Annotated in this window: 14 protein-coding genes; 11 read left to right on the top strand and 3 right to left on the bottom strand. The window is 66.9% G+C overall.

What is annotated here, in order from left to right; genetic code table 11:
• The first annotated feature begins 58 nt into the window (after positions 1 to 58).
• Genes V6W80_RS12815 through V6W80_RS12840 form a run of 6 tightly spaced genes read left to right on the top strand, consistent with a single transcriptional unit; the run spans position 59 to position 5,886 of the window.
• On the top strand, positions 59 to 745 hold the full coding sequence (locus tag V6W80_RS12815; RefSeq protein ID WP_338544445.1) for a GntR family transcriptional regulator: 687 nt from the start codon (positions 59 to 61) through the stop codon (positions 743 to 745).
• A gap of 40 nt (positions 746 to 785) precedes the next feature.
• A complete protein-coding gene (locus V6W80_RS12820) occupies positions 786 to 1,592 on the top strand; it encodes an ABC transporter substrate-binding protein (RefSeq protein ID WP_338544446.1) in 807 nt (268 codons plus the stop codon).
• 12 nt (positions 1,593 to 1,604) lie between these two features.
• On the top strand, positions 1,605 to 2,372 hold the full coding sequence (locus tag V6W80_RS12825; RefSeq protein WP_338544447.1) for an amino acid ABC transporter permease: 768 nt from the start codon (positions 1,605 to 1,607) through the stop codon (positions 2,370 to 2,372).
• Positions 2,373 to 2,374: 2 nt separating this feature from the next.
• A complete protein-coding gene (locus V6W80_RS12830; RefSeq protein WP_338544448.1) occupies positions 2,375 to 3,151 on the top strand; it encodes an amino acid ABC transporter ATP-binding protein in 777 nt (258 codons plus the stop codon).
• Positions 3,152 to 3,164: 13 nt separating this feature from the next.
• On the top strand, positions 3,165 to 4,253 hold the full coding sequence (locus tag V6W80_RS12835) for a polyamine ABC transporter substrate-binding protein (protein ID WP_338544449.1): 1,089 nt from the start codon (positions 3,165 to 3,167) through the stop codon (positions 4,251 to 4,253).
• Positions 4,254 to 4,269: 16 nt separating this feature from the next.
• Entirely contained in the window at positions 4,270 to 5,886 is a 1,617-nt protein-coding gene (locus tag V6W80_RS12840; protein ID WP_338544450.1) for a gamma-glutamyltransferase family protein, read from the top strand.
• Between the two features lie 41 nt (positions 5,887 to 5,927).
• Here V6W80_RS12840 and V6W80_RS12845 read toward each other — a convergent pair whose 3' ends face one another.
• The gene (locus V6W80_RS12845; RefSeq protein WP_338544451.1) at positions 5,928 to 8,129 is read right to left on the bottom strand and encodes an OsmC domain/YcaO domain-containing protein; all 2,202 of its coding nucleotides are present in this window, start codon (positions 8,127 to 8,129) and stop codon (positions 5,928 to 5,930) included.
• A gap of 110 nt (positions 8,130 to 8,239) precedes the next feature.
• Positions 8,240 to 8,434 carry a hypothetical protein gene (locus tag V6W80_RS12850; protein WP_338544452.1) on the bottom strand — a complete coding sequence of 65 codons (195 nt, stop codon included), beginning with the start codon at positions 8,432 to 8,434 and terminating at the stop codon, positions 8,240 to 8,242.
• Between the two features lies 1 nt (position 8,435).
• Between V6W80_RS12850 and V6W80_RS12855 the strand changes: the two genes are divergently transcribed.
• The 5 genes from V6W80_RS12855 (at position 8,436) to V6W80_RS12875 (ending at position 10,651) form a co-directional block, all read left to right on the top strand.
• Positions 8,436 to 8,561 carry a hypothetical protein gene (locus tag V6W80_RS12855; RefSeq protein WP_017641259.1) on the top strand — a complete coding sequence of 42 codons (126 nt, stop codon included), beginning with the start codon at positions 8,436 to 8,438 and terminating at the stop codon, positions 8,559 to 8,561.
• A 15-nt stretch (positions 8,562 to 8,576) separates the two neighbouring features.
• Positions 8,577 to 8,744, top strand: a complete 168-nt coding sequence (locus V6W80_RS12860) for a hypothetical protein (RefSeq protein ID WP_338544453.1) — start codon at positions 8,577 to 8,579, stop codon at positions 8,742 to 8,744.
• Between the two features lie 6 nt (positions 8,745 to 8,750).
• Positions 8,751 to 8,975, top strand: coding sequence for a hypothetical protein (locus V6W80_RS12865; RefSeq protein ID WP_338544454.1), 225 nt, complete (start codon positions 8,751 to 8,753; stop codon positions 8,973 to 8,975).
• A 157-nt stretch (positions 8,976 to 9,132) separates the two neighbouring features.
• Entirely contained in the window at positions 9,133 to 9,843 is a 711-nt protein-coding gene (locus V6W80_RS12870) for an SOS response-associated peptidase family protein (RefSeq protein ID WP_338544455.1), read from the top strand.
• 250 nt (positions 9,844 to 10,093) lie between these two features.
• Entirely contained in the window at positions 10,094 to 10,651 is a 558-nt protein-coding gene (locus tag V6W80_RS12875) for a histidine phosphatase family protein (protein ID WP_017641263.1), read from the top strand.
• A gap of 9 nt (positions 10,652 to 10,660) precedes the next feature.
• Here the strand turns inward: V6W80_RS12875 and V6W80_RS12880 are convergent, their stop codons facing one another.
• A complete protein-coding gene (locus tag V6W80_RS12880) occupies positions 10,661 to 12,064 on the bottom strand; it encodes an LLM class flavin-dependent oxidoreductase (RefSeq protein WP_017641264.1) in 1,404 nt (467 codons plus the stop codon).
• Between the last annotated feature and the right edge of the window lie 8 nt (positions 12,065 to 12,072).

Below are 12,072 nucleotides of genomic sequence, written 5' to 3' on the forward strand. Positions count from 1 at the left end.
CTCTCTGGCATGGCCCTTGCTCTGGCAGATTGGATACAAAAATCCAGGAAGCCAGCCCATGCCGCTCTCCGCCCTGTCCCGCTCCACTGCCCTGAGCGCCGAAGAAGAGGCCTACCGCCATCTGCTGCAGGCCATCTGCGCCGGCCGCTATCGCAATGGCGAACGACTGATCGCCGAGGACATCGCCACCACCCTGGGCATGAGCCGCATGCCGGTGCGCAGCGCCTTCCAGCGCCTCGCCGCCGAAGGCCTGGTGATCCTCCGGCCGCATCGCGGCGCGGTGGTCAGCGGTCTGGATCTGGAGGACATGCGCGAGGTGTTCGAGATGCGCAGCGCCCTCGAAGGCCTGGCCATCCGGCTGGCCACGCCCCATGTCGGCCCTCGCGAGATGACGCGCCTGGAACGCCTGCTGGAAGACCTGGACGACGAGCAGGAGCCCGGCGCCTGGGTCGCCCAGCACCGCGCCTTCCACGAATACCTGTGCAGCCTGGCGGGTCGGCCGCGGCTGCTGCGCCAGATCAATGGCCTCTATGCCCTGATCGAGCCGCACATGCAGCTCTGGCTGCACGTCGATCGCCCCCAGTCGGCGCGCGAGGAGCACGCGCCCATCCTCGCCGCCCTGCGCGCCGGCGATGCCGCCGAAGCCGAACGGGTGTTGCGCGAGCACATCGAGGGCACGGTGCCCGACCTGCTGACCTTCATCGAACGATCGGGCGACCAGACCCGACCTGAGCCCCCGCGTTGAGCCATCCGCCCTGCCCACCCCCGTCCTTCCGGAGAAGACCATGACCCGCCACCGGCTTTCCTGCAGTCTGCTCGCCCTGACCCTCGTCGCCGGCTTCACCCAGGCCGCCCCGCAGATCCCCGAGCGCCTGGCCAAGGCGTCCAAGATCACCTATTGCGGCGCTCTCGATACCCCGCCGATCGGCTTCTTCGACGAAGCCCAGAAGCCCAAGGGCCTCACCGTCGACCTCGGCGCCGAGATCGCCAAGCGGCTCGGCGACAAGAAGGTCGACTGGCGCGTGGTGCCCTTCTCCGGCCTGATCCCGGCGCTGCTGGCCGGCCAGTGCGATCTGCTGATCGACCAGCTGTTCGACAAGCCCGAGCGGCGCCAGGTGATCGACATCGTCAACTACATGTACTCCAGCCAGGCGGTGGTGGTGCCGGCGGGCAACAAGGCCGGCATCCACACCCTGGACGACCTCGCCGGCAAGAAGGTGGCGGTGCTCAATGGCTCCACCATCCGCACCCTGCTCGACGCCCACAACGAAGAGCTGAAGAAGGCCGGCAAGGCGCCCATGAAGCTGGTGGCCTACAACAGTGACACCGACGCCTTCCAGGCCCTGCGCCTGGGCCAGACCGACGCCTACGGCACCACCGTGGAAACCGCCGCCTACTACCAGGGCGTGGCGCCCGGCCAGTTCGAGACCGGCGTGCCGGCCTTTGCCCGCATCCTCACCGGCGTCGGCGTGCGCAAGGACGACAGCCAGCTCAGCGCGGCCCTCACCCAGATCCTCGCCGACATGAGAGGCGACGGCAGCTACGCCGCGCTCATGGCGAAGTGGCACCTGGAAGGCGACAAGCTCGATTAAAGGATGGCCACGATGAACTTCAGCTGGGATGTGTTCTGGCAGTACCTGTTGCACCCGAGCGACGTCTACCTCTACGGCCTCTGGCTGACCTGCGTCATCGCCATCGGCGCCATGCTGCTGGGCTGCGCGCTCGGCCTGCTGGCGGCGCTGGCGCGGCTGTCGCGCTACCGGGCGCTGCAGTACCCGGTGCGCTTCTATGTCTGGCTGATGCGCGGCACGCCGCTGCTGGTGCAGATCGTCTTCCTCTACACGGCCCTGGCGGCCGGCGGCATCTTTCGCTTCGAGGACCTGGACCTGGGCTTCCTGGTGATCCCGGGCAACATCCAGGCGGCCATCATCGCCCTGGGCCTCAACGAAGGCGCCTACATGGCCGAGATCATCCGCGCCGGCATCGGTGCGGTGGATCGCGGCCAGTACGAGGCGGCGCGCTCCCTGGGCATGACGCCGGCCAAGCTGATGCGCCGCATCGTGCTGCCCCAGGCGCTGCGGGTGATCATTCCGCCGCTCGGCAACGAGTTCAACGTGATGCTCAAGAACACCACCCTGGTCAGCGTCATCGGGGTGCAGGAGCTGCTGCTCAGCACCCAGATGATCACCTCGGCGACCTTCCGCGTCTTCGAGCTGTACCTGGTGGTGGCCATCTACTTCCTGGTCCTGACCACCCTCTGGGGCTTCTTCCAGGCCTGGCTGGAGCGGCGCTTCGGCAAGGCCGACGGTCACCGGCCCACCGCCACCGGCCGGCTGTTCAGCCTGCAGGGCTTCAAGCTACGGGGACGCTAGCCATGACGACCACGCAAGAACCCGTGATCCAGGCGCTGGAGGTGCACAAGGCCTTCGGCGAGCTGGAGATCCTCAAGGGCGTGACCCTGGAGGTGCGCCGTGGCGAGGTGGTGGTGCTGATCGGCGCCTCCGGCTCGGGCAAGACCACCTTCATCCGCTGCCTCAACCACCTGGAAGACATCCAGGGCGGCACCATCCGCGTCAACGGCGAGCTGATGGGCTTTCGCGAGCGTGCCGATGGCTCGAGAGTCAGGGACTCCGAGCGCAATATCGCCCGCCGCCGCCGCGACATCGGCATGGTGTTCCAGAGGTTCAACCTCTTCCCGCACATGACGGTGCTGGAAAACATCATCGAGGCGCCGATCCAGGTGCTGGGCGTGGCGCGCGCCGCCGCCTTGGAGCAGGCGCGCGCCCTGCTCGCCCGGGTGCGGCTGTCCGACAAGGCCGAGCACTATCCGGCGCAACTCTCCGGCGGCCAGCAACAGCGCGTGGCCATCGCCCGCGCCCTGGCCATGAAGCCCCAGGCCATGCTGTTCGACGAACCCACCAGCGCCCTCGACCCGGAAACCGTTGGCGAGGTGCTGCAGGTGATGAAGGAGCTGGCCGAAGACGGCATGACCATGGTGGTAGTGACCCACGAGATGGGTTTCGCCCGCGAGGTGGCCGACCGCGTGGTGGTGTTGCACCAGGGCGAGCTGATCGAAGAAGGCCCGCCGGCCCAGGTGTTCGGCAATCCCACCCATCCACGCACCCGCGAATTCCTCAGCCGCGTGCTCTAGACCGGAGACCTCCATGGCCGTTCGTCCCCTGCTGGCCGCCCTCGCCCTCTGCCTGACGCCCCTGGTTCAGGCCGCCGAGTCCGAGGTGCGCTTCTACAACTGGTCGGACTACATAGGTCCGGACACCCTCAAGCAGTTCACCGAGGCCAGTGGCGTCCAGGTGCGCTACGACGTCTTCGACACCAACGAGATGCTCGAAGCCAAGCTGCTGTCCGGCCACTCCGGCTATGACCTGGTGGTGCCGTCCAACCAGTTCCTCACCAAGCAGATCAAGGCGGGCGCCTACCAGCCGCTGGATCGCAGCCGGCTGTCCAACTGGCAGCACCTGGATCCACGGCTCATGCAGCGCCTGGAAGCGGCCGATCCCAGCAATCGCTACGCCGTCCCCTACCTCTGGGGCACCGTGGGCATCGGCTACAACGCCGCCAAGGTCCGCGCCGCCCTGGGCGATGGCGCCCCGGTGGATTCCTGGGACCTGCTGTTCAAGCCGGAGAACCTGGCCAGGCTCAAGGGCTGCGGCGTGGCCCTGCTCGATGCGCCGCAAAAGGTCTTCACCCAGACCCTGCACTACCTGGGCCTGGACCCCAACAGCCAGAACCCCGAGGACTACCGCAAGGCCTCCGCGCTGCTGCTGCAGCTCAAGCCGTCGGTGACCTATTTCAGCTCCAGCAAGTACATCACCGACCTGGCCAACGGCGACGTCTGCGTGGCCATGGGCTATTCGGGCGACGTCCTGCAGGCCCAGAGCCGCGCCAGGGAAGCCGGCAAGACCAGCGACGTGCGCTACGTGATCCCCAGGGAAGGCGCCAATCTCTGGTTCGACATGCTCGCCATCCCCAAGGACGCCAGGAACCCCAAGGGCGCCCTGGCACTGATCGACTACCTGCTGCGCCCCGAGGTGATCGCCCCGGTCAGCGACTACGTCGGCTATGCCAATCCCAACCGCGACGCCACCGCCCTGCTCGATGCCAAGGTGCGCGACAACCCGGGCATCTACCCGAGCGCGGCCATCGCCGAGCGCCTCTACGTCTCCGCCGATCTGCCGCCGCAGATCCAGCGGCTGATGACCCGCGAGTGGACCCGCATCAAGACCGGACAATGACCCCGAAGAGCCTGCCATGCTGAATTTCTCTGCCCACGACTACCCCTACGCCTCGCAACGCCAGAGCGTCTTCGCGCGCAATGGCATGGTCGCCACCTCCCAGCCGCTGGCCGCCGAAGCCGGCATCACCATGCTGCGCCAGGGTGGCAACGCCATCGATGCGGCCATCGCCACCGCCGCGGCCCTGACCGTGGTGGAACCTACCGGCAACGCCATTGGCGGCGATGCCTTCGCCCTGGTCTGGGTCAAGGACCAGCTGCACGGCCTGGACGCCAGCGGCCATGCCCCGGCCAGCCTCGACATCGCCACGGTCAAGGCCGCCGGCCACGAGCGCATGCCGGTGCACGGTTGGCTGCCGGTCACGGTGCCGGGCTGCCCCGCGGCCTGGGCCGAGCTGTCGCGGCGCTTCGGCAAGCTGCCTTTCGACACCCTGTTCGAACCTGCCATCGCCCTGGCGCGCGATGGCTTCCCGGTCTCGCCGGTGGTCGCCCACCAGTGGCGCATCGCCCAGGCCGAGTACGAGGCCAGCCGGGACCAGGCGCCCGAGCTGGAAGCCTGGTTCGACACCTTCCTCATCGACGGCCAGGCGCCGGTTGCCGGCCAGCTGTTTCGCAATCCGGCCCAGGCGCGCACCCTGGAAGAACTGGCACAGACCCGCTGTGAGAGCTTCTACCGGGGCGCCATCGCCAAGCGCCTGGCGGATCATGCCGCGGCCAGCGGCGGCCAGCTGAGCGCAGCGGACCTGGCCGGCTACCAGCCGCGCTGGGTGGAGCCGATCAAGGTCGACTACCGGGGTTACCAGGTGTGGGAGATTCCGCCGAGTGGCCAGGGCCTGATCGCCCTCATGACCCTGAACATCCTCAAGGGTTACGACTTCGACCAGCGCGACAGCCAGCTCACCTGGCATCGTCAGCTGGAGGCCATGAAGAAGGCCTATGCCGACGGCCTGCATTACATCACCGATCCCGAGCACATGCGCGTTGCCGCCAGCGTCCTGCTGGACGACGCCTACGCCGACCGCCGCCGCGCCGAGATCACCGACCAGGCCCAGCCGCCGCTGCATGGCGATCCCCAGGCCAGCGGCACCGTCTACATCGCCACCGCCGATGGCGAGGGCAACATGGTGTCCTTCATCCAGAGCGCCTACCACGGCTTCGGCTCTGGCGTGGTCCTGCCTGACAGCGGCATCGGCTTGCAGAATCGCGGCTCGGAATTCAGCCTGGATGCCGGGCACTCCAACGCGCTGGCGCCGGGCAAGCAGACCTTCCACACCATCATCCCGGGCTTCCTGAGCAAGGGTGACGTGCCCATCGGCCCCTTCGGCGTCATGGGTGGCTATATGCAGCCCCAGGGGCATGTGCAGATGGTGATGAACCTGGTGGACTTCGGCCTGAATCCCCAGGCCGCGTTGGACGCGCCGCGCTGGCAATGGCTGGGGGACATGAAGGTCGGCATCGAACAGGCCGCTTCGCGGGCCCTGGCCAGCGGCCTGGCGCGGCGCGGTCACCAGATCGAGATCGCCCACGACTCCACCGACTTCGGTCGCGGCCAGATCATCGTCCGAGATCCGGAAACCGGCGTGCTCTGCGGCGGCACCGAGCCGCGGGCGGATTCCCATATCGCGGTCTGCTGACCGCCGGGACGGCCCTGCCCAGGTCCGGGCGGGGCTCTCCGTTAGAGCGCGATCCCAGCCGCCCTGGCCCGCGCCGCGTGCAGCTTGCGATAGCTGTCGATCAGCCGCAGGTGCTTGTCGAGGCCTTCCAGCTTGAGGCTGGTGGGCGTCAGGCCAGGGAAGCGCACCTCGCCCGAGACCGAACCCAGGGCGGCATCCAGGCGCTCGGCGCCGAACATCCGGCGGAAGTTGACCTCGAAGTCGGCCAGTTCCAGTTCGTCGTCCATTTCGACTTCCAGCACCGCATTGAGCGCCTGGTAGAACAGGCCGCGCTCCAGGGTGTTGTCGTTGAACTGCAGGAAGGTCTCGACCTCTTCCTTGGCCTCTTCGAATTGCTGCAGCGCCAGGTGAATGAGCAGCTTGAGCTCCAGCACGGTCAGCTGGCCCCAGACGGTGTTCTCGTCGAACTCCACGCCGATCAGGGTGGCGATGCGGGTGTAGTCGTCCACCTGGGTATCGTCCAGGCGTTCGAGCAGGGACTCCAGGGCCGCATCGTCCAGCTGATGCAGGGTAAGGATGTCCTCGCGCACCGCCAGCGCCTTGTTGGTGTTGTCCCAGATCAGGTCCTCGACCGGATAGATCTCCGAATAGCCCGGCACCAGGATGCGGCAGGCCGGCGCGCCCAGTTCCTCGTACACCGCCATGTAGGCTTCCAGATCCCGTTCGGCGAGGATGCCGAACAGGGTGGCGGCCTCCTGGGCGGTGGAATCTTCGCCCTCGTGGGAGAAATCCCAGTCGACGAAGTCATGGTCGGCCTTGGCGCTGAAGAAGCGCCAGGAGACCAGGCCGCTGGAGTCGATGAAGTGCTCGACGAAATTGTTCGGCTCCATCAGCGCCTGGCTCTCGAAGGTCGGCTGTGGCAGGTCGTTGAGACCCTCGAAGCTGCGCCCCTGCAACAGTTCGGTGAGGCTGCGCTCCAGGGCGATCTCCAGGCGTGGATGGGCGCCAAAGGAGGCGAACACCCCGCCGGTGCGCGGATTCATCAGGGTCACGCACATCACCGGGAATTCACCGCCCAGGGAGGCATCCTTGACCAGCACCGGAAAACCCTGAGCCTCCAGGCCGCGGATGCCCTCGACGATGGCGGGATAGCGCGCCAGCACCGCCTCGGGCACGTCGGGCAACGCCAGTTCGCCTTCGAGGATCTCGCGCTTCACCGCCCGCTCGAAGATCTCCGACAGGCACTGCACCTGGGCTTCGGCCAGGGTGTTGCCCGCGCTCATGCCGTTGCTGAGGTAGAGGTTCTCGATCAGGTTCGAAGGGAAGTACACCACCTCGCCATCGGACTGGCGTACGAAGGGCAGCGCGCAGATGCCGCGTGCCACGTTGCCGGAATTGGTGTCGTGCAGGTGCGAAGCGCGCAGTTCGCCTTCCGGGTCGTAGATCTTGCGGCAATGGCGATCGAGGATTTCCCGGGGCAGCGCATCCTTGGGCCCGGGCTGGAACCAGCGCTCGTCGGGGTGGTGGACGAAGGCCGCGTTGCCGATGGCCTCGCCCCAATACTGGTCGTTGTAGAAGAAGTTGCAGTTGAGGCGTTCGATGAATTCGCCCAGCGCCGAGGCCAGGGCCGCTTCCTTGGTCGCGCCCTTGCCGTTGGTGAAGCACAGCGCCGACTGCACATCGCGCAGGTGCAGCGACCAGACGTTGGGCACGATGTTGCGCCAGGAGGCGATCTCTACCTTCATGCCCAGATTGGCGAGGATGCCCGAGAGCTTGGCGATGGTCTCTTCCAGCGGCCGGTCCTTGCCGGGAATGTAGGTCTCGCTGCCGGTATCGCTGGGCAACAGCAGGGCCTGGGCATCGGCGTCCAAACTCTCCACCGCCTCGATGATGAAGTCCGGACCGGCCTGCACCGCCTTCTTCACCGTGCAGCGGTCGATGGATCTGAGGATGCCCTGGCGATCCTTGTCGGAGAGATCCGCGGGCAGCTCTACCTGGATCTTGAAGGTCTGCTTGTAGCGATTCTCCGGGTCGACGATGTTGCTCTGCGCCAGGCGGATGTTATCAGTGGGGATGTCGCGGGTCTGGCAGTAGAGCTTGACGAAATAGGCCGCGCAGAGCGCCGAGGACGTCAGGAAATAGTCGAAGGGACCCGGGGCCGAGCCGTCACCCTTGTAGCGGATGGGCTGATCGGCGATCACCGAGAAGTCGTCGAACTTGGCCTCGAGCCTCAGGTTGTCGAGAAAATTGACCTTGATTTCCATGCACAGCATTCCGGTTTGGAGACAGATTGGCCGCCATTATCCGGACAAAGGGCTGCGGGTGATACGCAGGCTGTCGTCTCGTGGCCAACGGACCCCGGTCTCGTCCCCCGCTAGTCCAGCCGAAAGATGCCGTTCGGACAGCGCGCGCAGAGGAAATCGACGAAGGCCCTGATCCTGCGGCTCTGCAAGCGCCGCGAGGTGTGCAGCACCCAGAATTCGGTCTCGCCGGCCAGGGTGCCCCAGCGGCGGAGCGCGCCCCCTTCCAGCTGACGTTGCACCAGCGACAGCGGCAGCAGCGCGGTCAACGTGCCGCACTTCGCGGTGAAATTCGGCGCTGAACGCATGCTCGTGGCCATGGGCTTCGGCGCCACCGTCCTGCGGCCCACCTACTTCATCGACAACGAAGCCAGGCTCAAGGACGTCATCCTGTAGCACGGGATCTACCCCATGCCCCTCGGCGGCAAGGGCGTGGCCATGGTCGACACCCGGGACATCGCCGAGGTCGCCGCCCTCGAGCTCATCCACCGCGACCAGGCGCCAGGCAGGCCGCCCAGCGAGACGCTCAACCTGGTCGGCCCGAACACCCTCACCGGCGCAGGCGCCGCGGCGATCTGACGCGAATTGCTGGGCCGCCCCATCCATTATGCCGGCGCCGATCCCCAGGGCTTCGAACAGAGCATGGCGACCGCGATGCCGGCCTGGATGGCCTACGAGATGAGGCTCATCGCCGAGCGCTACGTCAGCGACGGCATACTGCCGCAATCCGGCGACCGCGAGCGGCTGGTGCAGATGCTGGGACGCCCACTGCACGGCTATCGCGACTTCGCCCGGGCGCTGATCGGCTGAGCGCCTCCGCTCTGGCCGTCTGGACAACGCCCGGAGCCGGTACTTTGCACGAGCGGCAGTGTCCCATCCTGGAAGCAGCGCGCTCATTGGGCGCGCCTCAACCGCCCGGGCCCAACCGGATACCTCGGCTGCCCGCACGCCTTTCCAGGAGTCCGCCATGTGTGGCCGCTTTGCCCAGTACCGCTATGCCCTCGACTACCTGGATGCCCTGGGCGCCGCGCCGGCAGAGGTCCGCACCGGCCTGGAACCCCGCGCCCTGGGTCGCTACAACGTGGCGCCCGGCACTCGGGTTCAGCTGCTCCACCAGCAGGCGGATGGCCTGCACCTGGATCCAGTGCGCTGGGGCTACCAGCCCGCCTGGGCGCGCCAGGCCAAGCGTCCGCCGGTGATCAACGCGCGCGTCGAAACGGCGGCCACCAGCCGGATGTTTCGCGGTCTCTGGAAGAACGGCCGTGCTCTGGTGGTTGCGGATGGCTGGTACGAGTGGAAAAAGGACCCTACAGATCCCAAGCTCAAGCAGCCCTACTTCATCCGGCTGAAATCCGGCGAGCCGCTGTTCTTCGCCGCCATCGGCCACTTCCGGCCAGCAGACCAGGCACCCCACGAGGATGATGGCTTCGTCATCGTCACCGCCGCCTCGGACGCCGGCATGGTCGACATTCATGACCGCCGCCCGCTGGTCCTGCCACCCGCCGTAGCGCGCGAATGGCTGGACCCCGAGCTGCCCATGGAACGCGCCGCCGAGATTGGTGAGGTCGAGGGCACGCCCGTGGAGGCCTTCGACTGGTATCCGGTCGGCAAGGCCGTGGGCAGCGTGAAGAACGATGGGCCCGAACTGCTGGAGCGGATCGCCGAGCCGCTGGTGTAGGCACTGACCCATGTCGGCCTCGTTATCCAGCCGGCGGCGCAATGGGTCTGGCCCTGCGGCCTCCTGCCCTTGGCGACCTTGACCAGCAAAGCGCCCGGAGCAAGGCCGGCGCAGCCCGCCAACGCTGGAGTGCCCAGCGCACGATACGCTGGGAAGTCGCCGTTATAATCACGGGATAGCCCTTGCCATGACGTAGTTGCAGGTAGCGTTCATTTCCAACCGTTTTTCTTCCGGCAACGACCCAGGTCCCATGAAAATCATACTGATGCGCCACGGCAAGCCGGCGCTGGAGAACTACCATGCCGTCGCCGCGCGAGACATGGTCGACTGGATCGCGGACTACGATCGGTCCGAGATAGGCACGGATGCCGCCACTCAGGAAGCGATAGCCGCGGTCAGGGACATCGGCCTGGCCACCACCAGCTCTGCCCCGCGCGCCCTGACTTCTCTCGCCGCATTGGGCAAGGCGCCAGCCAGCGAGGACACGACCTTTCGCGAGGCGGCACTACCCGTGGTGCGCGTTCCGCTCCTACGCCTGTCACCCTTCACCTGGGCCTTCGTCTTTCGTCTGCTCTGGCTGTGCGGAGTGACGAAAGACTCCGAGTCCTATGCCCAGGCGAAACGGCGGTCGAGACAGGCAGCAGACAAGCTCGCCGCCTTGGCCAGTGGCCGGGACAGCGTATTGCTGCTGGGCCACGGCTTCATGAATCGACTGATCGCCAGGCAGTTGCTACGTCAAGGCTGGGTAGAAGTCAGCAAGAGCGGCAGTGGCTACTGGGGCTTTGCCGTCTATGAAAAGGCGGAATAACGGGGCGGACTAGGCCAGCACCCGTATCGCGCTTTCCTCCCGTTGCCGCGCCAGGTCGCGATAACTCGCAGCCGGGTGTTCCGCTGGCAGTCGTGGGCCAGCGCCGCCGAGTTTTTCGCGTAGCGTGCCGGCTTGGTAAGCCTGCTTGTAGACACCCCGTCGCTGCAGCTCCGGAACCAGCAAGTCCACCACGTCGGCAAAGGTCTCGTGGGTCACGGCGTAGGCCAGGTTGAAACCATCCACATCGGTCTCTTCGACCCAGCTCTGCAACTCGTCCGCCACCGTCGCCGGGCTGCCTACCAGCAGCGGCCCGAAGCCGCCGATGCCGACCCAGTCGGCCAGTTCCTGCACCGTCCATTGCTTGCCGGGATCGGCGGTGGAGAAGGCTTCCACCGCGGACTGGATGGCATTGGTGTGCAGGTGCTTGAGGACCTGGTCCGGGCGGTAGGCGGCGAAGTCGATGCCGGTCCAGCCGGAGATCAGCGTCAGGGCGCCTTCGTAGCTCACGTAGCCCCTGTAGTCCTGCCACTTGGCCCGGGCCTGGGCATCGCTCTCGCCGACGATGACCGTCTGCAGGTTGAAGATCAGCACCTGGCGCGGATCGCGACCGGCCTCGGCGGCCCGGCGGCGGATGTCGGCCACGGTCTGCTTGAGCACCGTCTTCGACGGGGCGGCGACGAAGACGCATTCGGCGTGCTCGGCGGCGAACTGCCGCCCACGGCTGCTGGCGCCGGCCTGATAGAGCACGGGCGTGCGTTGGGGCGAAGGCTCGCAGAGGTGATAGCCGGGCACCTGGAAGTGCCGGCCATGGTGGCCGATGGGATGCACCTTGGCCGGATCGGTGAAGCGACCGGACGCGTGGTCGCGCAGCACCGCGCCCTCTTCCCAACTGCCTTCCAGCAGCTTGTAGACCACCTGCAGGTATTCCTCGGCGTAGTCGTAGCGAGCATCGTGGTCGGCCTGGGCGGACTGGCCTAGATTGCGCGCGCCGCTCTCCAGGTAGGAGGTGACGATGTTCCAGCCGATGCGCCCCTTGGTCAGGTGATCCAGAGTGGATAGCCGACGCGCGAACGGATAGGGATGCTCGAAACTCAGGGAGGCGGTCAGGCCGAAGCCCAGGTGGCGGGTCACCGCCGCCATGGGGGTGATCAGCGCCAGGGGATCGTTGACCGGCACCTGGGTCGCCTCGCGCAGGGTAGCCTCAGGGCCGCCGCCGTAGACGTCGTAGAGGCCGAGGACGTCGGCGATGAACAGGCCGTCGAACAGGCCGCGTTCGAGCAGTTGCGCCAGCTCCGTCCAGTATTCGAGATCCTTGTACTCCCAGGAGCGGTCGCGCGGGTGGCGCCAGAGTCCGGGGGATTGGTGGGCCACGCAATTCATGTCGAAGGCGTTGAGGCGGATTTCACGGGACATGGGGGCTC

The sequence above is a fragment of the Pseudomonas benzopyrenica genome (assembly GCF_036884265.1).
In the GTDB taxonomy this organism is placed as follows: Bacteria; Pseudomonadota; Gammaproteobacteria; order Pseudomonadales; family Pseudomonadaceae; genus Chryseomonas; species Chryseomonas benzopyrenica.

What these genes read in the sequence shown, in the direction of transcription:
- V6W80_RS12835 (WP_338544449.1), top strand. Translation starts at nt 3,165, where the DNA reads ATGGCCGTTCGTCCCCTGCTGGCCGCCCTCGCCCTCTGCCTGACGCCC.
- V6W80_RS12875 (WP_017641263.1), top strand. Translation starts at nt 10,094, where the DNA reads ATGAAAATCATACTGATGCGCCACGGCAAGCCGGCGCTGGAGAACTAC.
- V6W80_RS12845 (WP_338544451.1), bottom strand. Translation starts at nt 8,129, where the DNA reads ATGGAAATCAAGGTCAATTTTCTCGACAACCTGAGGCTCGAGGCCAAG.
- V6W80_RS12880 (WP_017641264.1), bottom strand. Translation starts at nt 12,064, where the DNA reads ATGTCCCGTGAAATCCGCCTCAACGCCTTCGACATGAATTGCGTGGCC.
- V6W80_RS12815 (WP_338544445.1), top strand. Translation starts at nt 59, where the DNA reads ATGCCGCTCTCCGCCCTGTCCCGCTCCACTGCCCTGAGCGCCGAAGAA.
- V6W80_RS12825 (WP_338544447.1), top strand. Translation starts at nt 1,605, where the DNA reads ATGAACTTCAGCTGGGATGTGTTCTGGCAGTACCTGTTGCACCCGAGC.
- V6W80_RS12870 (WP_338544455.1), top strand. Translation starts at nt 9,133, where the DNA reads ATGTGTGGCCGCTTTGCCCAGTACCGCTATGCCCTCGACTACCTGGAT.
- V6W80_RS12820 (WP_338544446.1), top strand. Translation starts at nt 786, where the DNA reads ATGACCCGCCACCGGCTTTCCTGCAGTCTGCTCGCCCTGACCCTCGTC.
- V6W80_RS12860 (WP_338544453.1), top strand. Translation starts at nt 8,577, where the DNA reads ATGCCCCTCGGCGGCAAGGGCGTGGCCATGGTCGACACCCGGGACATC.
- V6W80_RS12840 (WP_338544450.1), top strand. Translation starts at nt 4,270, where the DNA reads ATGCTGAATTTCTCTGCCCACGACTACCCCTACGCCTCGCAACGCCAG.
- V6W80_RS12830 (WP_338544448.1), top strand. Translation starts at nt 2,375, where the DNA reads ATGACGACCACGCAAGAACCCGTGATCCAGGCGCTGGAGGTGCACAAG.